The 19,062-nt window shown below is 63.7% G+C and carries 16 protein-coding genes and 1 riboswitch; of the genes, 8 read left to right on the plus strand and 8 right to left on the minus strand.

Translation table 11 applies throughout. The features are described 5' to 3' along the window. Positions 1–38: 38 nt before the first annotated feature. The 3 genes from MLB1_RS09390 to MLB1_RS09400 form a co-directional block, all read right to left on the minus strand. Positions 39–1,457: an aldehyde dehydrogenase family protein gene (locus MLB1_RS09390; RefSeq protein ID WP_180749368.1), complete on the minus strand. Its 1,419-nt coding sequence runs from the start codon at positions 1,455–1,457 to the stop codon at positions 39–41. A gap of 180 nt (positions 1,458–1,637) precedes the next feature. Next, positions 1,638–2,513 (minus strand): class I SAM-dependent methyltransferase, encoded by an 876-nt coding sequence (locus MLB1_RS09395; RefSeq protein WP_371750599.1) that lies wholly within the window; start codon positions 2,511–2,513, stop codon positions 1,638–1,640. Between the two features lie 68 nt (positions 2,514–2,581). After that, a complete protein-coding gene (locus tag MLB1_RS09400; RefSeq protein WP_180749370.1) occupies positions 2,582–3,499 on the minus strand; it encodes a class I SAM-dependent methyltransferase in 918 nt (305 codons plus the stop codon). Positions 3,500–3,871: 372 nt separating this feature from the next. On the opposite strand from MLB1_RS09400, the gene MLB1_RS09405 reads away from it, so the two are divergent. Continuing rightward, the gene (locus MLB1_RS09405) at positions 3,872–5,128 is read left to right on the plus strand and encodes a KasA/KasB family beta-ketoacyl-ACP synthase (RefSeq protein WP_180749371.1); all 1,257 of its coding nucleotides are present in this window, start codon (positions 3,872–3,874) and stop codon (positions 5,126–5,128) included. Between the two features lie 85 nt (positions 5,129–5,213). Here MLB1_RS09405 and MLB1_RS09410 read toward each other — a convergent pair whose 3' ends face one another. Beyond that, positions 5,214–6,386: an acyl-CoA dehydrogenase family protein gene (locus MLB1_RS09410; RefSeq protein ID WP_180749372.1), complete on the minus strand. Its 1,173-nt coding sequence runs from the start codon at positions 6,384–6,386 to the stop codon at positions 5,214–5,216. Between the two features lie 131 nt (positions 6,387–6,517). Here MLB1_RS09410 and MLB1_RS09415 point away from each other — a divergent pair, with 131 nt between their 5' ends. Genes MLB1_RS09415 through MLB1_RS09430 form a run of 4 tightly spaced genes read left to right on the plus strand, consistent with a single transcriptional unit; the run spans position 6,518 to position 9,587 of the window. Beyond that, positions 6,518–6,895 carry a DUF427 domain-containing protein gene (locus MLB1_RS09415; protein WP_180749373.1) on the plus strand — a complete coding sequence of 126 codons (378 nt, stop codon included), beginning with the start codon at positions 6,518–6,520 and terminating at the stop codon, positions 6,893–6,895. A gap of 51 nt (positions 6,896–6,946) precedes the next feature. After that, the gene (locus MLB1_RS09420) at positions 6,947–7,663 is read left to right on the plus strand and encodes a class I SAM-dependent methyltransferase (protein WP_371750579.1); all 717 of its coding nucleotides are present in this window, start codon (positions 6,947–6,949) and stop codon (positions 7,661–7,663) included. Continuing rightward, positions 7,660–8,388, plus strand: a complete 729-nt coding sequence (locus tag MLB1_RS09425) for an alpha/beta fold hydrolase (protein WP_180749375.1) — start codon at positions 7,660–7,662, stop codon at positions 8,386–8,388. Before MLB1_RS09420 ends, MLB1_RS09425 begins: the two co-directional genes overlap by 4 nt. Then, the gene (locus MLB1_RS09430; protein ID WP_219602609.1) at positions 8,352–9,587 is read left to right on the plus strand and encodes an MFS transporter; all 1,236 of its coding nucleotides are present in this window, start codon (positions 8,352–8,354) and stop codon (positions 9,585–9,587) included. The genes MLB1_RS09425 and MLB1_RS09430 overlap by 37 nt, the downstream gene beginning before the upstream one ends. Here MLB1_RS09430 and MLB1_RS09435 read toward each other — a convergent pair. After that, positions 9,578–10,999, minus strand: a complete 1,422-nt coding sequence (locus MLB1_RS09435; protein WP_180749377.1) for a short-chain fatty acyl-CoA regulator family protein — start codon at positions 10,997–10,999, stop codon at positions 9,578–9,580. The two genes, MLB1_RS09430 and MLB1_RS09435, sit on opposite strands and share 10 nt — an antisense overlap. Before the next feature lie 118 nt (positions 11,000–11,117). Here MLB1_RS09435 and prpD point away from each other — a divergent pair, with 118 nt between their 5' ends. Genes prpD through MLB1_RS09450 form a run of 3 tightly spaced genes read left to right on the plus strand, consistent with a single transcriptional unit; the run spans position 11,118 to position 14,667 of the window. Next, positions 11,118–12,632 carry a 2-methylcitrate dehydratase PrpD gene (gene prpD, locus MLB1_RS09440; protein ID WP_180749378.1) on the plus strand — a complete coding sequence of 505 codons (1,515 nt, stop codon included), beginning with the start codon at positions 11,118–11,120 and terminating at the stop codon, positions 12,630–12,632. After that, on the plus strand, positions 12,629–13,549 hold the full coding sequence (gene prpB / locus MLB1_RS09445) for a methylisocitrate lyase (RefSeq protein ID WP_180749379.1): 921 nt from the start codon (positions 12,629–12,631) through the stop codon (positions 13,547–13,549). The genes prpD and prpB overlap by 4 nt, the downstream gene beginning before the upstream one ends. Then, positions 13,546–14,667, plus strand: coding sequence for a bifunctional 2-methylcitrate synthase/citrate synthase (locus MLB1_RS09450; protein WP_180749380.1), 1,122 nt, complete (start codon positions 13,546–13,548; stop codon positions 14,665–14,667). Before prpB ends, MLB1_RS09450 begins: the two co-directional genes overlap by 4 nt. Before the next feature lie 86 nt (positions 14,668–14,753). On the opposite strand, the gene MLB1_RS09455 is transcribed toward MLB1_RS09450, so the two are convergent. From MLB1_RS09455 to metE, 3 genes are all read right to left on the minus strand, one after another. Next, positions 14,754–15,284, minus strand: coding sequence for a GNAT family N-acetyltransferase (locus MLB1_RS09455; protein WP_180749381.1), 531 nt, complete (start codon positions 15,282–15,284; stop codon positions 14,754–14,756). 71 nt (positions 15,285–15,355) lie between these two features. Next, a complete protein-coding gene (locus MLB1_RS09460) occupies positions 15,356–16,246 on the minus strand; it encodes a mycobacterial-type methylenetetrahydrofolate reductase (RefSeq protein WP_180749382.1) in 891 nt (296 codons plus the stop codon). Between the two features lie 108 nt (positions 16,247–16,354). Continuing rightward, a complete protein-coding gene (gene metE, locus MLB1_RS09465; protein ID WP_180749383.1) occupies positions 16,355–18,634 on the minus strand; it encodes a 5-methyltetrahydropteroyltriglutamate--homocysteine S-methyltransferase in 2,280 nt (759 codons plus the stop codon). A gap of 139 nt (positions 18,635–18,773) precedes the next feature. Then, positions 18,774–19,011, minus strand: a riboswitch (cobalamin riboswitch). Positions 19,012–19,062 lie beyond the last annotated feature (51 nt).

Genomic DNA, 19,062 nt, shown 5'->3' on the forward strand with positions numbered 1-19,062 from the left:
GTTGGGTTGCTGAATAATACGGAGAACGAAACCTCTAGCTACATAAGCTTTTTCATCAACTTCAGGTTCTTCTCCAGGTACGGCGGGTACGGCAGCTTGAGGTCCATCTTGGTGCTCTTGTACAGAGTTGATTTGAGGTGGCTGAACTCGTCGAAGCCGGCCTTGCCGTGGTAGGAGCCCATGCCGCTGGCACCGACACCGCCAAAGGGCAGTTTCGGGATGACAGCGTGGTAGAGCAGGTGGTTGATCACCGTGCCGCCGGCCGGCACGTCGTCGATGAATCGGTTACCGACCTGCTTGGACTCAGTAAAGGCGTAGGCAGCCAGTGGCTTTGGCCGCGAGTTGATGAAGTCGATGGCGTCGCTCAAGGAGTCGGCCGTCAGCACAGGAAGGATCGGCCCGAAGATCTCGTTCTGCATAAGCGGCTCATCCGCACTCGGATCCACCACGATCGTCGGCTCGATGGTGAGCGCAGAAGCATCGGTGCCACCGCCGGTGGCAACCTCTCCTTCGGTCGCGGCTAGGTAACCCACCAAGCGATCGAACTGGCGCTGGTTGACTATCCGCAGTCCCTTGGACTCCTTATCGGCCTGGAACTCCGCCCACGCAGCCGTGATCTTCTCGACCAACTCATCGCGAACCGCCGGGTCGACCAATACGTAGTCGGGGGCCAGACACACCTGACCGGAGTTGAGGCCCTTCATGTATCCGATGCGGCGAGCGGCCACCTCGATGTTGGCGTCGGCGGCCACGTAGACGGGTGACTTGCCCCCCAGTTCCAACGCGACCGGTGTCAGGTGTTGCGCCGCACCTTCCAGGATGCGCTTGCCGATCTCGGCGCCACCGGTGAACAGTGCCTTGTCAAAACCCTGGGCGAGCAGTTCCTGCGTCACCGAGCCGTCTCCCTCGACAACCGCCACTGCATGCGGGTCGAGGTACTGCGGAATCAGTTTGGCCATCAACGCCGACGAGGCGGGCGCGATCTCCGATGGCTTGATGGCCACCGTATTGCCCGCAGCCAGCGCGCCGACCACAGGCCCGAGCGTCAGGTACAGCGGGAAGTTCCACGCACCGATGACCAGCACCGTGCCGTACGGCTCGGGTACCGACCATGCCTTGGCCGGCAGCTGGGCGAGCGGAAGACCCCGCACTCGCCTGCGTCGCATCCAGCGTCGGAGGTTCTTGCGGGCATAGACGACCTCGACGACCGACCCGACAACATCGGCGATCCAGGCTTCGGCCGAGGAGCGACCCAAATCCTCGTGCAACGCGGTGGCGATGACGGCCTCGTTCTCGGAGAAGAGTCGCTCCAGGCCGACCAACTGAGCCTTGCGCCAGTGGTAATCGCGGGTCCGACCGGTCGCGAATGTTTCCCGCAGGCCCCGGACGATGTCCGGAATGCGCGAGGGCTCGGGCGCAGCGTCCTGCTCGGCGGGCGTAGAGATCTCGGTGGTCATATCCGTTCCTCTCGATTGCACGCTCATCGTCAAGCACATCGCCGCAGGCCACGCACATACACACGGACTAACGATGGCAGCTTAGTGAGCTGTATCACCGATGGTAACCAACCGGTTGGGGCCTGAGAACCCCCGCACCCCAGACGCCGACGCCACCTGGCGGAACGCGTGACATTGGCGCTAGCCCTTGAGCTCGGCCTCGATCAGGGTGTTCCCGCGCAGGTCCTCCTCGAGATAGGCCGACCGGCCCGCATCAACCATCTCCACCTCGGCGGGTATCGCCCGCACCGTCCACCCGCGGCCGGCGAGCCACTGCGGGACATCGGTGCGGTTTTCGTCGTGGTACATCAGCGACCCGACATCGAGTGACTCTCCGTCGATTCCCGCCAGCTTGCGAGCCCGGTCGAAGTGTTCACCCATCCTGCTGCGAAACTCTTGCCGCTTGGCGTTGTCCGGCCCCACGGCCTCGACGGCGATCCGACTGCCCGGCGCGCTCTGGCCCACGATCAGTTCGAAGAGCCTGTCCTGTGCCTCGGTCGGCAGATACATGAGGAGCCCCTCGGCCAGCCATGCGGTGGGCGATGCGACATCGAATCCCTCCTGCTGCAATGCCGCCGGCCAGTCCTGCCTCAGGTCGACCGGCACCTCCCGCCTGAGACAAGCCGGCCGCACATCGTGCTCGTCAAGCGTCTCTCGCTTGTACTGCAGCACCAGCGGCTGGTCGATCTCGTACACGGTGGTGCCGACCGGCCAATCCAGCCGATAAGCACGAGAATCCAGGCCGGCAGCAAGGATCACCACCTGAGTGATTCCCGCGTGGGCTGTCCGCTCAAAGAATCCGTCGAAGAATCGAGTGCGCACTGCCTGGTAGTCCACCGCGTACTGCATGATGCGGTCGGCATCTGGGTCGAGCCCGGCGAGCTGCTGCCGCAGATCATCGCTCGCGATCACCGACCAGGCCCCAGCCCCCGCGCGTTCGACGAGAAGGTGCGCAAACGGGTCGTCGATCAGCGGTGTGTCGCTGCGAGTTTCGGCCGCACGGGCTGCGGCCACCATTACCGCGGTGGCGCCCACGCTGCTTGCGATGTCCCAGCTGTCGTCTTCGGTGCGTGCGGTCCTGTCGGTCACCGGAGTTCTCCCTGGATCAGCTGGCCGCGGAATGTCCCGTGCTCGATGTCCTCGGGTACCGGCCGTCCCAGCCGCGCCATCTCGTCGTGTGCGTCGGTCTTGGTCACCGACCATCCTTGCGCCCCAAGCCATTCGGCGGGATCGGCCCGGTTCTCGTCCTCGTAGACAAGGTTTTCGATCTTGACGTCGACATCGACGGCGGTCTTGAAGGCGGCGCGCACCTGTTCACGGCGGGCGGCCTCTTCCTCGCTCTCGTCCATGACCAGCTTGCCGTGATATCCCTCCACGGCAATGCGGCTGCCCTGCGCGCTCAACGCTCCGACGTTGACGAAGAGGCTGTCTTGCGCATCGGCTGGCAGATACGGCAGCAGGCCCTCGGCAAGCCATGCGGTCGGCTGCGCGGAATCGAACCCGGCATCACGCAGCGCGGCCGGCCAGTCCTCGCGCAGGTCGATGGCCACACCGCGTCGCTGCGCCGTCGGCTGATAGCCGGCGAGCGCAGCGGCCTTGAATTCGAGAACTTGGGGCTGATCGATCTCGTACACGGTGGTGCCGGTCGGCCAGTCGAGGCGGTATGCGCGGGAGTCCAGCCCGGAGGCCAGGATGACGACCTGCCGGATACCCGCGGCGGTCGCGGCAAGGAAGTAGGCGTCGAAGAAGTTGGTGCGGGTGGCCTGGTAATCGACCATCCGGCCGTAGATCCGGCCGGCCTCGGGATCCGGCCAGTCGACGTCACCCGCCGCCAGCTGTTCCCAACCCGTCGACTTACCGGTCGCGTCGACGAGGATCCGCGCGAACGGATCGCTGATCAGCGCGTCGGGGCGCAGTGTTTCGGTGGCGCGTGCGGCGGCTACTCCGAGAGCAGTCGCACCCACGCTGGAGGTGATGTCCCACGTGTCCCCATCAACCCGCATGCCGCTCCTATCTCAAGGCAAACTAGACCCAATAGTGAGCAATGCTACAGATCTCCCGCTGCGGCGGGCATTGTGCGACGGGTCACATTCACCCTGGTCGGGCCCAGGTAACTAGACCCTTTCTTCATTTGCCCACTCCATCGGACGCGCCATACGATGAGAAGTCAACCGCCAGGACACACCTGGCCAATTCGTGCAGTTCCTACACAAATTTCGCATAGGGTTCATGTCTGAATCCACCTCGTGACCCACCCTGGCTGAGTTCGCTAGCAGGCAGCTCATTAAAATTCCATCTAGCAGATAGCTCATCGATGAGTTCGAAAGGGGATAGCGCGTGGTCGCCACGGACATGTCCATGGGGGGATATAGACAATGAACAAACCATCTACCGCAAACGGCGGCTTCCCGAGCATCGTCGTGACCGGCATGGCCATGACGACCTCGATAGCGCCCGATATCGAGGGCACCTGGCAGGGATTGCTCAATGGAGAGAGCGGTATCCGCACCCTCGAGGACGATTTCGTCGCCCAATACAACCTGCCGGTGCGTATCGGCGGGCACCTCAAGGTCCGCGACTTCGACAAGGACATGACGAAGATCGAGCATCGTCGCCTGTCCTATGTGCAGCGCCTGGCGGCGTTCCTCGGTCGTCAGGTGTGGGAGGACGCCGGCGCTCCCGACGTCGATCTAGAACGCCTTGCGGTTTCGGTTGGCACCGGCCTCGGCGGGGCCGAGAAAATGATGGAGGCCTATGACGCGATGCGCATCAATGGCACCAAAGTCGTTTCGCCCCTGGCGGTTCAGATGTTCATGCCAAACGGCCCCGCAGCTGTCATCGGCCTGGAACGCCACGCGCGCGGCGGCGTGATCACGCCCGTATCGGCCTGCGCCTCGGGTAACGAGGGCATCGCGCACGCCTGGCGTCAGATCGCGTATGGCGACGCCGATATCGCCATCTGCGGCGGTGTCGAGGCAGTCATCGAGGCCGTGCCGATCGCGGCATTCGCGAATATGCGCATCGTGCTCTCGACCAATAACGACAACCCCGCCGGGGCATCGCGGCCGTTCGACAAGAACCGCACCGGCTTCGTGTTCGGCGAGGGCGCGGCGCTCATGGTCATCGAGACCGAAGAGCATGCGAAGGCCCGTGGAGCGCGGATCTACGCCCGCCTCCTGGGCGCGGGCATCACCTCGGACGGGTACCACGTGGTGGCCCCGCACCCGGAAGGCCTCGGTGCGGCGCGCGCCATGACCCGGGCCCTGGAGACCGCCGGCCTGGACCCCAAGGACATCGACCACATCAATGCGCATGCCACCGCGACCAGCGTCGGCGACGTGGCCGAGGCCAATGCCATCCGGCACGCCGGTCTGCAGCATGCCGCCGTCTACGCGCCCAAGGGGGCGCTCGGGCACTCCGTCGGTGCTGTCGGTGCCGTAGAGGCCATCATCACGGTGAAATCGTTGATGGAGGGTGTTATTCCTCCCACCCTCAACTACGAAACGCCTGACCCTGAGATTGAACTCGACATCGTCAGCAAGGAGCCCCGTAAGGGCGACTACAAGTACGCCGTGAACAACTCGTTCGGCTTCGGCGGCCACAATGTGGCGACCGCCTTCGGCAAGTACTAACCGCACGCTCTTCCCGACACGCCGTCTAGCGGCGGATTCGTATCGCACGATTCCGCCACTAGGTGGCGTGTCGGCGTTAGGGCACTTACCGGAATGCCGCGATTCCGGTAAGTGCCTGACCGATCACCAACGTGTGCATCTCGCTGGTCCCCTCGTAGGTCAATACAGACTCCAAGTTGTTGGCATGCCTCATCACCGGATACTCACCCGAAATCCCATTGGCGCCAAGGATTGTCCGGGCCGTTCTGGCGATCTCGATAGCCTCGCGCACATTGTTGAGCTTGCCCAGGCTGACCTGCGGGGTGATGAGCGTCCCCGCGTCCTTGCGGCGACCGAGATGTAATGCCAGCAGCACACCCTTGCCGTATTCGAGCGCCATATTCGCGAGCTTCTCCTGGGTCAGCTGGAATCCCGCGATCGGGCGATCGAACTGTTCCCTGGTCTGCGCGTAATCGAGTGCGGTACGCAGGCATTCGCGCGCCGCGCCCATCGACCCGAAGATGATGCCGAAGCGCGCCTCGTTAAGGCACGACAGCGGAGCCTTGAGCCCGATCGCCTGAGGCAGCCGGTTCTTCTCCGGTACTCGAACGTCGCTGAGAATGAGCTCGGCTGTCACCGACGCACGCAACGACATCTTGGAGCGGATGGTCTGGGCGTTGAATCCCGCCGAATCCGTCGACACCAAGAAGCCACGAACTCCGTCGTCGGTCTGCGCCCAGATAACCGCGACATCGGCTATCGATCCGTTGGTAATCCACATCTTGGTGCCGCTGATGATCCAGTCGGTGCCCTCGCGTCGGGCATAGGTGCGCATTCCACCGGGATCGGACCCGAAATCGGGTTCGGTCAGACCGAAACAACCCAGCTCCTCCCCCGTCGCCATCCGGGGCAGCCACTTCTGTTTCTGCGCGTCACTGCCGTAGGCGTAGATGGCGTACATCGCCAACGATCCCTGCACGCTGACCAACGAACGGATACCCGAGTCACCCGCCTCCAGCTCCATGCACGCCAGTCCATATGCGACAGAGGATGTTCCGGAGCATCCATAACCCTGCAGGTGCATGCCGAGCACACCGATCTTGCCGAGCTCCAACGCCAGCTTCCGTACCGGTAAGTCGCCGTGCTCGTACCACCGCTGGACGTTCGGCACCACGCGTGCGTTGACCAGCGCACGCACGCTGTCACGGATCGCGCGTTCCTCGTCGCTGAGCAGCGCGTCAATGCCGAACAGCTCGTCAGGGTCAGTTCGGTCGGCCATGTGGCAGACCATAGCGCTCTCGGGCCTTGCGTCGGCTAGAAACTGAAGGGGTACAGCCGATCGGAGCTGGGATCTACGACCCGTGACACAAGGCCGCCGGCTGCCTCTGAAAGAGGCCTACTCTCGGAAACATGTCCTCCCCCGACAGGCCGCATTTGGTTCCCGGCCCGGACCATCCGATCCACATCGAGCCCTCCACCAGTCACATCGTGGTCACGTCCGGCGACGTCACTATCGCCGACACAACCAATGCCCTGCGGCTGCAGGAGGCCACCTACCCGCCCGTGTACTACGTCCCACCCGACGCGGTGAACTGGGAGGTACTGCAGCCCACCGATACCCATACCTACTGCCCGTACAAGGGCGAGGCCTCGTACTATTCGGTGCACACACCCGACGGGACCATCGAGGACGCCGTCTGGACCTACGAGGACCCCTACCCGGCGGTCGCCCAGATTGCCCGCCATCTGGCCTTCTACCCGAATAGGGTCACCATCTCCGGTGGCTGAGCACCAAGCCGGAGTGCACCTCTGGCAGCGCAACCACCGCTCGCGTACGTTGTGCCCATGACGACAGCTGATGGTCTTCGCCCGAGCGGCTCATCCACCCCTGCTGGTCTTCGCGCAAGCGGCTCATCCGCGGTTCAACGGCGAGCTTTCAACGATTACGTCACCCGGTTCTGGAGTCTGGCCGCCAAGGCCTACGACTGGGGCCCGCTCCAGCAATGGGTGTACAGCCCCCCGCAGGACGAGATGATCAATCAGCTCCGCGAGCACGGCTCGCGGCAGATTGTGGACATAGCTTGCGGCACAGGCATTCTTGCCTCCCGGATCGCAGACCAGCTGGCACCGGAGAAAGTGTACGGCGTGGACATGTCCGAAGGCATGCTGGCGCAGGCAAAGGCCCGCTCCGGACGCGTCGAATGGTTGACTGCTCCGGCCGAACATCTTCCCTTCGATGATGGGGCGTTGGACGCCGTGCTGTCGACGTCTGCATTCCACTTCTTCGACCAGCCTGCCGCGCTAGCAGAATTCCACCGGGTGCTTGCACCCAGCGGCTTCGCGGCTGTCGCCACGCTAAGCCCTAGTCAGCGACGCCTACCCGGGTTGCACAATCTGCTGCTCAACCGTGTACCCGCCAATATGCCCACCCCCGTGGAAATGCGGGCGCTGTTTGAGGGTGCGGGATTTGACGTGGCACTGCAACGCCCGGTCAACCGTCCCGTCACACCGCCGTTCATCACCGTTGACTGGATCACGGTAGGCATCAAACGATGACACGGTGGCTGCTACTACGCGGCCTGAGCCGCGAGAAGCGCCACTGGGAACAGTTCCCGCAGATCTTCGCCGAATCGCTTGGTGTTCAGGTGGACTGCCTGGATGCGCCGGGGTTCGGCACCGAGTTCGACCGCACCTCGCCCGCAAGTATCTCGTCGATCACCGACGACATCCGGTCCCGTCTCGACCGCGGGAACGACGATTGGTCGCTGCTCTCGATATCTCTCGGCGGCATGATCGGACTCGATTGGTGCGCGCGCTATCCCGGAGAATTCGAGCGCGCAGTGATCATCAATTCGAGCACCGCCTCCACTCCGATATGGCAGCGGTTCCGCCCATCGTCGATACCTAACCTGATATTCGGACGATTCCGCGCCGACGTCCCTCGCGAGCGCGCGATCCTGGCACAGACCGCCAACAACAGCGATCTTGATCTCGATGCACTCTCACAGAGGTGGGCGGGGTACCTGCAGACCCAGCGACCGTCGAGCGCCAGCATCGGCCGCCAGATCACCGCCGCCGTCACCTTCCGGATGCCGACCCACATCGACACTCCGCTGCTGGTCCTGACCTCGACTCACGATCGGCTCGTGAGTTCCTCGGCATCACGCACGATCTCCAAACGGTTTGACGCACCCATTGCAGTCCATCCCACCGCCGGACACGACATTCCCCTCGACGACGGCGGATGGATCGCCGAGCAAGTAAAACAGTGGATCGGCTAGATTCACAGACTGTGCCACAACGTCTTTCAGCTTGGCGCTTCATCACCACCTTCGGCGTCATCAGCATGTTCGCCGATATCGTCTATGAGGGCGCCCGCTCCATCACCGGACCACTGCTGGCATCGCTCGGGGCTACTGCCTTCGTCGTCGGGGTGGTGACGGGAATAGGTGAGGCCGCCGCCCTGGCGCTGCGACTGGTATCGGGCCCCCTCACGGACCGCACCCGCATGTTCTGGTCGTGGACCATCGCCGGTTACGCGCTGACCGTGATCACGGTCCCGTTCCTGGGGATGGCCAGCGTGCTGTGGGTGGCCGCCACTCTGGTCATCGCCGAACGCGTGGGCAAGGCGGTGCGCAGCCCTGCCAAGGACACCCTGCTATCCCACGCCACCTCAGTCACCGGTCGCGGCAAGGGTTTCGCGGTACACGAAGCGATGGACCAAGTCGGCGCCGTCACCGGCCCACTCGTGGTGGCCGGCATGCTCACCGTCACTCAAGGGAACTATCTGCCGACGTTCGCCGTGCTGGCCATTCCGGGCGCCGCGGCACTTGCCCTGCTGTTCTGGTTGCGTAGACGGGTACCTCATCCCGAGCGATATGAGGACGCCGGGCATGTGCACGGCGCACCGGCCGTGCGTCAGAAACTCGGACTTCCGGTGAGGTTTTGGCTGTATGCGGGATTCTCCGGAATCACCGTTTCCGGGTTCGCGACCTTTGGCGTGCTGTCCTTCCATATGGTTCAGCAAGGCGTGCTCGCGCCCGCCACGGTGCCGTTGGTGTACGCAGTCGCCATGGCCGCCGCCGCCGTGTCGGCCCTCTTCTCCGGCTGGACATACGACCGGATCGGACCCAAAACCCTTGTCGTGTTACCCATTATCGGGGCTATTGTGCCGATGCTGGCGTTCACAGACTCGTTGCCGGGCATCGTGCTCGGTGCGCTGTTGTGGGGCACCGCCGTCGGGATTCAGGAATCCACCCTGCGTGCCGTGGTCGCAGATCTCGTCCCGTCGGCTCGCCGGGCCACCGCCTACGGGGTGTACGCGGCCGTGCTCGGTACGGCGACCGCGATCGGCGGGGCACTGACGGGTTACCTGTACGGAGTATCGATTCCCATGCTCATCGCGGTGGTCGGGGTGATCCAGCTGGTCGCACTGATCGCCGCCGCGCCAACGGTGCTGCGGCACAACGATCAGGTGTAAGGCAGGCGGCTGCTGGCATCCTCGTCGACGTGGACGCTGCGGCCAATGTAGGGAAACGCTCGCTGGGTGCACGACTCGCGCACGCATACCTTGCACCCTGGTCCGATCGGCACGGCGGTCGACGGATCGTCAATCGCGATTCCAGTCGAGTACACGAGACGATTCGCGTGGGCGATATCGCATCCCAGACCGATCGCGAATGATTTTGGTGTGCTGAGAAATCCACCCGTCGCCGTCGTCGTCGTCCGGGCAATCCAAAAGTACAGGCGACCGTCTGGCATCTCGGCGACCTGTGTCACGAACTGACCGGGTTGCGAGAAGGCGTTGTGAATCACCCACAGCGGGCAGTTTCCGCCAACCCGAGAGAAGTGAAATGCCGTGGCTGACTGTCTCTTCGAGATGTTGCCAGCCTGATCGGTGCGGACCAGGATGAACGGCACCCCGCGGCTCGAGGGCCGCTGAAGCGTGGACAGCCGGTGACACACCGTCTCGAACCCCACTTCGTAGCGGCGGGCCAGCAGGTCGATGTCATAGCGTACCGCTTCGGCTTCGTGATGGAACTGTTTGTACGGCAACAGAAATGCGCCCGCGAAGTAGTTGGCCAACCCGATACGGGCAACGCCAACCGCCTCCGGGCTCAGTTGCTCGGCGCCGGAGAGGATCGCCGCCATGGTCTCCGTCTGCGTCAGCAGTGCCAGCTGGGTCGCCATCTGGAAGGCCCGCTGACCGGGGGTGAGCCAGTGCGCGATGCGCAGCACCCCGGTCTCCTGGTCGAAACGACGCTTCGCCGAATCTGATAGTGCCCCAGCCTTATCCACAGTGACGGCGATGCCGTGGTCCTGCTTGAGCACCGCCGCCAGCTGGACGTCGAGCCCGCCGATGTGCAGCCCGTAATGCTCGAACAAATCCTCGGCGGCGGTGTCGAGCTCACCCAGATAGTTTTTGTGGTCGTAGAAGAGGTCGCGGACTTCCTCGAACGGCATGGGACGCAGTGGTTCTCGTATCGATTCGCCGGTTGTGGCCGCGTTCTCGGTGGCTCGGTAGCTCTCCAGCTCCGCAGTGACATCCCGCAGCCTGCGGTGCATGCCAACCAGCGTTTGACCGACCGAGGGCATCCGGGCGACAAGTTCTTCGAGCTGTAGATCGCTGATCTCGCCCACCGCCGCCTCGGTGAAGATCTCGCCGAGATCCGCGACCAGCCGGGCGTCGGAGTCCGGCGAGAAGTAGTGCGGCGACAAGTCGAACCGTTCGGTGAGCCGCAGCAGTACCGCAACCGTCACCGGACGCGCATCGTTCTCCAGCTGATTCACATAGCTGGTCGATAAGTCCAGGACACGCGCGAGCGCCGCTTGCGTCAGGCCACGCTCCTCGCGCAACCTCCGCAACCGCGCTCCGGCGAACGGTCTGGACATGAGGTGAGGATAACCCTCTACATATTCGCAATGTTTGCAAGATGCGCGAACTAAGGATACAGAAATACGCATCTACATGGTCTTTTGATCCTTCGAAAGCCTGCGTAACGTGCGGATCATGGACGTTCACTCCGTACACACCCGCCGCAGCGCCGATGACTTCCCCCGCGACCAACACCTCGCCTGGAAGATCGCCGAAGTCGCTTCCGATCCCGTCGCCGTTCCCGCCGATACCGAGGCGATGGTCATCAACCGGATTATCGACAACGCCGCCGTCAGCGCCGCCTCGGCCATCCGTCGTCCCGTCACAGTCGCGCGCCGCCAAGCGCAGGCGCATGCGGTGTCTTCCGGTGGGCGAGGTGCGAACGTCTTCGGCGTCAGCGGTGGCTACTCGGCCGAGTGGGCTGCCTGGGCTAATGGCGTCGCCGTACGTGAGCTGGACTTCCACGACACCTTCCTCGCCGCCGACTACTCACACCCCGGAGACAACATTCCGCCATTGGTGGCCGTGGCCCAGCAGCTCGGCATCGGCGGCAACGACCTCATTCGCGGTCTGGCCACCGCATACGAGACCCAGATCAACCTCACCCGCGGAATCTGTCTGCACGAGCATAAGATTGACCACGTCGCACACCTCGGGCCCTCGGTGGCCGCCGGTCTGGGCACCATGCTGAAGCTCGACACCGAGACGATCTATCAGGCCATCGGTCAAGCCCTGCACCTGACCACGGCGACTCGACAGTCACGCAAGGGACTCATCTCCAGCTGGAAGGCCTACGCCCCAGCGTGGGCCGGCAAGGTCGCCATCGAGGCCGTCGATCGCGCCATGCGCGGTGAAGGCGCACCCTCCCCGATCTGGGAAGGTGAGGACGGCGTCATCGCCTGGATGCTCGGCGGTCCGGAGCGTGTCTACGAGGTGCCGCTGCCCGGTCCCGGTGAGGAAAAGCGCGCGATCCTGGACAGTTACACCAAGGAGCATTCGGCCGAGTATCAGAGCCAGGCACCGATTGACTTGGCCCGTAGGTTGCGCGACCGGATCGGAGATCTGGAGCAGATCGCGACGATCGTGCTGCACACGAGCCACCACACACACGTGGTGATCGGTACCGGTTCCAATGATCCGCAGAAGTTCGACCCGGACGCTTCTCGCGAGACACTCGACCACTCGGTCATGTACATCTTCGCCGTCGCGCTGGAGGACGGCACCTGGCATCACGAGCGGTCGTACGCCCCGGAGCGCGCGCACCGCCCCGAGACCATCGAGCTGTGGCGCAAGATCAGCACCGTCGAGGATCCCGAGTGGACCCGGCGTTACCACTCGGCCAACCCGGACGAAAAGGCTTTCGGCTGCAAGGCCGTGGTGACGCTTAAGAACGGCGAGGTGATCACCGATGAACTCGCGATCGCCGATGCGCACCCGCTTGGGGCACGCCCGTTCGCCCGGGAGAACTACATCAACAAGTTCACCGGGTTGTCCGACGGTGTCATCGAGCAGCATGAGCAGGATCGATTCCTTTCCGTGGCACAGGGATTGATCGGCCTGAAGGCCGGATCGCTCGGTGCGCTCAACCCGCTCGTGGATGCCGTGGTCCTCGATAAGGCACCCACCACTCCGGAGGGCATCTTCAAGTGAGCTCACTCCTTGCCTCTGCCACGGATGCGGCGACCAAGCGCGCCGCGTTCCGTCAGGGCCTGACCTCCGGTGAACTGCTGCGCTTTCCGGGCGCATTTTCTCCGCTGGTGGCCAAGCTGATTCAGGAAATCGGCTTCGAAGGTGTGTATGTGTCGGGGGCGGTGCTGTCTGCCGATCTGGCACTGCCCGATATCGGATTGACGACTCTCACCGAGGTATCGGGACGTGGCAGGCAGATCGCCTCGATGACCGACCTGCCGACACTTATCGACGCCGACACCGGTTTCGGCGAGCCGATGAGTGCCGCCCGCACGGTCACCGTGCTCGAAGACGCCGGGCTGTCCGGCTGCCATTTCGAGGATCAGGTAAATCCGAAGCGGTGCGGGCACCTTGACGGCAAGGCGGTCGTGGAGACCCCCGAGATGGTCCGGCGGCTGCGGGCTGCGGTTTCGGCCCGCCGCGACCCCAATTTCGTGATCTGCGCCCGCACCGATGCTGCGGGTATCGAGGGGTTGCCCGCGGCAATCGAGCGCGCCAAGGCCTATGCCGATGCGGGTGCGGATCTCATCTTCACGGAGGCCCTCAACGATATCGGTCAGTTCGAGACCTTCCGTGCCGCAGTCGACGTTCCGCTGCTCGCCAACATGACCGAGTTCGGAAAGTCCGAACTGGTGACCGCCGAGCAGCTCCGCGAGGTCGGGTACAACGTCGTCATCTATCCCGTCACCACCCTGCGGCTGGCAATGTTCGCGGTCGAGCAGGGGCTACGTGAAATCGATACGGCCGGAACACAGTCGGGCTTGCTGAACCAAATGCAGCACCGCAGCCGCCTGTACGAACTGCTCCGCTATTCCGAATACAACCAATTCGACACCGAGATCTTCAATTTCAGCCTCAATGGAGGAGGAGCCCGATGACTACCGCAACCCCGACCATTCACAAGGGACTTGCCGGTGTCGTGGTGGACACCACCGCCATCTCAAAGGTGGTGCCCGAGACCAACTCGCTCACGTACCGGGGATATCCGGTGCAGGATCTGGCCGCCAAGTGCAGCTTTGAGCAGGTTGCCTACCTGCTGTGGCACGGCGAGCTGCCCAACGAGGGAGAGTTGGGCCTGTTCTCCCAACGGGAGCGCGCGCAACGTCGACTAGACCGTTCGTTGATGTCTCTGCTGGCCAAGTTGCCCGAGACCTGCCATCCGATGGACGTGGTGCGTACCGCCATCAGTGTCCTGGGTGCCGAGGATCCGTCGGAGGACGACAGCACACCAGATGCCAACTACGCCAAGTCGCTCCGCATGTTCGCCGTGCTGCCGACCATCGTCGCCGCCGATATGCGCCGGCGGCGCGGACTGGACCCGATTCAGCCACACAGCCACCTCGGCTACTCGGCGAACTTCCTGCGGATGTGCTTTGGCGAGGTGCCGGACCCGGTGATCGTCACGGCGTTCGAACAGTCGATGATCCTGTACGCCGAGCACAGCTTCAACGCCTCGACCTTCGCCGCTCGCGTGGTGACCTCGACACAGTCCGATATCTACAGTGCGGTCACCGCGGCGATCGGTGCACTCAAGGGCTCCCTGCATGGTGGCGCCAATGAGGCCGTCATGCACGACATGATCGAGATCGGTGACGCCGCCAAGGCTGCAGGTTGGTTGGAAGGTAAGCGGTCCCGCAAAGAGAAGGTCATGGGCTTCGGGCATCGCGTGTACAAGAACGGCGACTCACGGGTACCTACGATGCGTGCCGCACTTGAGGACGTGGCCCGGGTTCGTGACGGGCGCAAGTGGCTAGAGATCTACAAGGTGCTGGAATCCGAGATGGACGCGGCGACGGGCATCAAGCCCAATCTGGACTTCCCGACCGGGCCTGCCTACTACCTGATGGGCTTCGATATCCCCTGCTTCACACCGATCTTCGTGATGAGCCGGATCACGGGCTGGACCGCGCACATCATGGAGCAGGCCGCAGCGAATGCTTTGATCCGACCGCTGAGCGAGTACTCAGGGAAGCCGCAACGCTCCCTGGCGTCGTAAGTTCTCGTCGCGAGCAGACGCTTGTTGTACACATATCGCCGGTCGCGCGTACAACAAGCGTCTGCTCACCGAGGCTCGTGACTCACCTACGCGGGCCGCGACAGTAATCCGCCTACCCACCAATCGGCCGGTTCCCCAGCCTGATACGCCCGTCGGCGCAGCAGCCCCTCAACCTGGAAACCCATTGACTCCGCGACGGCGCGTGAGCCGGTGTTCCCGACGACGGCCCACCACTCGATACGGTGGATATCCAGCTCGTCAAAACCCCACTGGCACAGTCGTCTCGCCGCCTCGACCGTGAGTCCCCTACGCCGGTGAGCCGGGGCTGCCCAATAGCCAAGGTCCACAACCCCGCGCTCCACACACTTGAGCACACAAGTTCCGGCCAACAATCCCGAGTCCGCCAGGTAGAAACCGAGACCGTACTGCACATCGTCGGCCCACCCGGCGGCGGATGCCGCAACGAACCGCTGCGCGTCCTGCGAGGTGTATGGCGAAGGCACCGGGACGTATCGCGCGATCAGCGGATCGCTGCATGCCTGTGCGAGGGCGGCCTCGTCGGCCGCGGTGACGAGGCGCAACAACAGCCGTTCTGTCCGCAACTCAACGGGTTCCATACGACGAGTCTCGATCACGGACTCGATCACGGTCAACGGAATTCCACGCCACCGCACCGCTTCCACAGCGCTTAGAGCGCTGGTGACCAGTACCCCAGCATCTCTGAGAATGTTTCGAAGGCCGGCCTGGCAAGACCGTACGGTGCTTCGAAGTGCACGCTTAAGGGGAAGCCGAGGTCTGCGACCCCGTCGACGACACGTTTGTAAAGGTCGACGAGCTGTGGCCGTCTGGCATCAGGTTCGCAGGCAGCCAGCGACTTGACGAAGGCCTGTTCGCGCGCGACGGCTTCATTGCCGGGATCCTGGATCAGCCAATCAATGAGTCCGACCTTCGACTCCAACTTCGGGACGAAACCGAACGAAAGCAGAACCTCCGGCCGGTAGTCGCTCGTCCGCGTGAACTCTTGTAGGAAGCCAACCACCGCATCGGAATACAGCAGTTGGGTCATCGCGAAGGTGGCGCCTTTATCGCATTTGAACGAAAAGCGACCCTGTTCCCCGCTGCGGGTGGGAATCAGAATCACTCCCCTGTTCTCGATGATGTCGTCGAACTTCGACAACGCATCGGTCGGTGGAATACCCGACCCTTCGCCGTCGCTCATGGTCCGCGGCACACCGACGAAAATCACGCCGTCCATCCCGGCTTCCGTCAGGCCTGCAAGTCGGCTCCGTAACGACGTCTCATCCGAAAAGGAAGTGACCTGCGTGCACAGTCCCCGCATTGTGGGTAGCTCTGATCGGATGATCGACCAATAGTCGGCGACATCCAGCTTCGGCTTCATCTCGAGCGGTCGATCGGCGTCCTCGAGGATCATCGAGGGGATCATCACGTGGTCGATGCGCCCGTCAATGCCGAACTCCGCCGAGAAACTGGACAGTTTCCGCAGCTCTTCCGACGCCTTGCCGAGGCCGCCATCGACGTTGGGCGGCACCAGTTCCAATGCAACGGTATTCATCGACACCAGGTACCTCCGATTTGGCTCGCTAATGGTTTATACACCAATAAATCTCGCACGCGACCAGTCCCCCGCAGGGGGCTCCTGCGGGGGACTGGTCGCAGCAATCGAGATCTAGACGCCGGACCGCGCCTCGACAGCGGCGGCCACCAGGTTGGCCAGCGAGGCAGTCACCTCGTCAACCTTCCGGGTCTTTAAACCGCAGTCCGGGTTCACCCAAAGGCGCTGGGCTGGAACGGCCTTCAGTGCCTCGCGGAGCGAAGCCGTCATCTCCTCGCTGGTCGGAACCCGGGGCGAGTGGATGTCGTACACGCCCGGGCCGACGCTGTTGGAGAATCCGATCGCATTGAGATCGTCGAGCACCTCCATATGCGAGCGGGCGGCCTCGATCGAGGTGACGTCGGCGTCTAGGTCGGCAATCGCACCGATCACCTCGCCGAACTCCGAGTAGCACAGGTGCGTGTGGATCTGTGTCGCGTCGGACACGCCCGAGGTGGAAAGCCGGAACGCGCCGACTGCCCAGTCCAGGTATGCGGGCTTGTCCGCCGTGCGCAACGGCAGCAGCTCGCGCAGCGCAGGCTCGTCCACCTGGATGATGGCGATTCCGGCGCCCTGCAGGTCCACCGTCTCGTCCCGAATCGCCAGGGCGATCTGATTCGCCGTGTCCGCCAACGGCTGATCGTCGCGGACGAAGGACCACGCCAGGATCGTCACCGGCCCGGTCAGCATGCCCTTGACATACTTGGCGGTCAGCGACTGTGCGTAGGTTGCCCACTCAACAGTCATCGGGTTCTGCCGTGCCACATCGCCGTACAGGATCGGCGGGCGTACGCAGCGGCTGCCATACGACTGGACCCAACCGTTCTGGGTGGCGAAGAAGCCGTCGAGCTGCTCGGCGAAGTACTGCACCATGTCATTGCGTTCCGGCTCGCCGTGCACCAGCACGTCCAGGCCCAGCTTCTCCTGCAGCGCAATGACATCGGCAACCTCGCCGCGCATACGCCGCACGTACTCCACCTCGTCGATCTCGCCCTTGGTCAATGCCGCGCGCGCCACCCGGATTTCCGTGGTCTGCGGGAACGACCCGATGGTGGTGGTCGGCAGCTCGGGAAGCTTCAGCCGCTCGTCCTGGCTACGCCGGCGCTCTGCGGCATCGCCGCGTGAAACACCAGCCGCCAGAATCGAATCCAGCCGCGCACGGATCTGTCCGTTGTTCAGGCGCGGGTCCGTCTTCCGTGACTCGACGGCAGCGTTCGATGCCGCGAACTCCGCGGCAACAGCGTCGCGCCCCTCGCTCAGTGCCCGCGCCAGCACGACGACTTCCTTGACCTTCTCCTCGGCGAAGGCCAACCAGCTGCGCAGCTGGTCATCGAGTTCGGTCTCCGGCTCCAGCGAGTACGGCACATGCAACGTCGAGCACGATGTAGAAACTGCTACCGCACCCGCTGATCCCAGCAGGGTCGCCAGTGTGCCCAGCGCCGACTCGAGATTGGTGCGCCAGATGTTTCGGCCGTCGACAACGCCTGCCACAACGGTCTTTCCAGCGAGTTCCGGAACCGATGCCACACCCGCCGCCGACCCGTAGACCAGGTCGACGCCGATCGCCTCGATCGGTGTGCGGGCCAGGGCGGGCAGGGCCGCCCCAAGGTCACCGAAGTAGGTGGCCACCAAGATCGCGGGGCGATCGGCAACCGTACCGAGGCGGCCATACACCCGCTCGGCCAGTTCCGGGCCGTTCGGCAGGATGTCGGTGACGAGCACCGGCTCGTCGATCTGAACCCAGGTGACCCCGGCCTCGGCAAGCTGCACCAGCAGCTGCTCGTACAGCGACACCACCTCATCGAGACGCTCGATGGTCGCGGCGGCACCATCGACGGCCTTGCTCAGCGCGAGGAAGGTGATCGGCCCAACAACTACCGGACGTGCCGGAATACCCAGCGCCTGAGCCTCTTTCAGCTCGCTGAACAACTTGGCGGGGTTCAGCTCGAATCGGGTGTCGGGCCCGATCTCCGGCACCAGGTAGTGGTAGTTGGTGTCGAACCACTTCGTCATTTCCAGCGGTGTCACCTCGTCATTGCCGCGCGCGGCGGCGAAGTACCGATCGAGGTCGTCTGCGATGCCCGCGACACGGGGCGGCAATGCGCCTAGCAGCACCGCGGTGTCGAGTACCTGGTCGTAATAGGAGAACGTGTTGACCGGCACGGAATCGAGACCGGCGGCGGCGAGTGCGGCCCAGTTGTCGCGCCGCAGCCCGGCGGCGATCTTCTCGAGCTCTTCGCGGCTGGTGCGTCCGGCCCAGTAGCTTTCGGTAGCCCGTTTGAGCTCACGGCGTGGGCCGATGCGCGCCGAACCGAGCGTGGTTGCGGTAAAAGCCGCAGATGGTTGATCCGTCATTTCTAGTCCTTCATCAACAGCGGGGTGGCCACCGCCAGGGGACGAAAGAACCGAGCACGGGCCCACCGCAACAGATATCTGTTCGGTGAAACCGATTCGGTCATACGCCCATTCCGCGAAGCGATGATCCGCCGGGTGCGGCGCACCCGGCACGGCTGGCAGGTCTTCGGACTTACAGGCGTTACCCGGGCTCAGGTTTTCCTACGGGCCGTCGCTTCCCGGGGCTTCCTTAGTGCTTCCCCAGTGCTTAAGACGGCGTTCGTTCCTGCATACCGCTGCGGGACAGTCCCGGATTCTCACCGGGTTCCCTCTCGTGCCGAACAGCCCTGTTGGGCGGCGCTTCACTCGATGCTGGCATCGGCCGAAACCGATACCAGCAGACCAGCTGCATCTTCATCATATGCACGCTGGCTCGTGCAATTATTAGC

The organism is Mycobacteroides sp. LB1 (genome assembly GCF_013449725.1).
In the GTDB taxonomy this organism is placed as follows: Bacteria; Actinomycetota; Actinomycetes; order Mycobacteriales; family Mycobacteriaceae; genus Mycobacterium.

Excerpts from the sequence above, each read along its gene's own strand:
- MLB1_RS09390 (WP_180749368.1), bottom strand. The coding sequence starts at position 1,457 with ATGACCACCGAGATCTCTACGCCCGCCGAGCAGGACGCTGCGCCCGAG.
- MLB1_RS09435 (WP_180749377.1), bottom strand. The coding sequence starts at position 10,999 with ATGTCCAGACCGTTCGCCGGAGCGCGGTTGCGGAGGTTGCGCGAGGAG.
- MLB1_RS09455 (WP_180749381.1), bottom strand. The coding sequence starts at position 15,284 with ATGGAACCCGTTGAGTTGCGGACAGAACGGCTGTTGTTGCGCCTCGTC.
- prpD (WP_180749378.1), top strand. The coding sequence starts at position 11,118 with ATGGACGTTCACTCCGTACACACCCGCCGCAGCGCCGATGACTTCCCC.
- MLB1_RS09395 (WP_371750599.1), bottom strand. The coding sequence starts at position 2,513 with ATGGTGGCCGCAGCCCGTGCGGCCGAAACTCGCAGCGACACACCGCTG.
- MLB1_RS09425 (WP_180749375.1), top strand. The coding sequence starts at position 7,660 with ATGACACGGTGGCTGCTACTACGCGGCCTGAGCCGCGAGAAGCGCCAC.
- MLB1_RS09405 (WP_180749371.1), top strand. The coding sequence starts at position 3,872 with ATGAACAAACCATCTACCGCAAACGGCGGCTTCCCGAGCATCGTCGTG.
- metE (WP_180749383.1), bottom strand. The coding sequence starts at position 18,634 with ATGACGGATCAACCATCTGCGGCTTTTACCGCAACCACGCTCGGTTCG.
- MLB1_RS09415 (WP_180749373.1), top strand. The coding sequence starts at position 6,518 with ATGTCCTCCCCCGACAGGCCGCATTTGGTTCCCGGCCCGGACCATCCG.
- MLB1_RS09400 (WP_180749370.1), bottom strand. The coding sequence starts at position 3,499 with ATGCGGGTTGATGGGGACACGTGGGACATCACCTCCAGCGTGGGTGCG.
- MLB1_RS09430 (WP_219602609.1), top strand. The coding sequence starts at position 8,352 with ATGGATCGCCGAGCAAGTAAAACAGTGGATCGGCTAGATTCACAGACT.
- MLB1_RS09410 (WP_180749372.1), bottom strand. The coding sequence starts at position 6,386 with ATGGCCGACCGAACTGACCCTGACGAGCTGTTCGGCATTGACGCGCTG.
- MLB1_RS09450 (WP_180749380.1), top strand. The coding sequence starts at position 13,546 with ATGACTACCGCAACCCCGACCATTCACAAGGGACTTGCCGGTGTCGTG.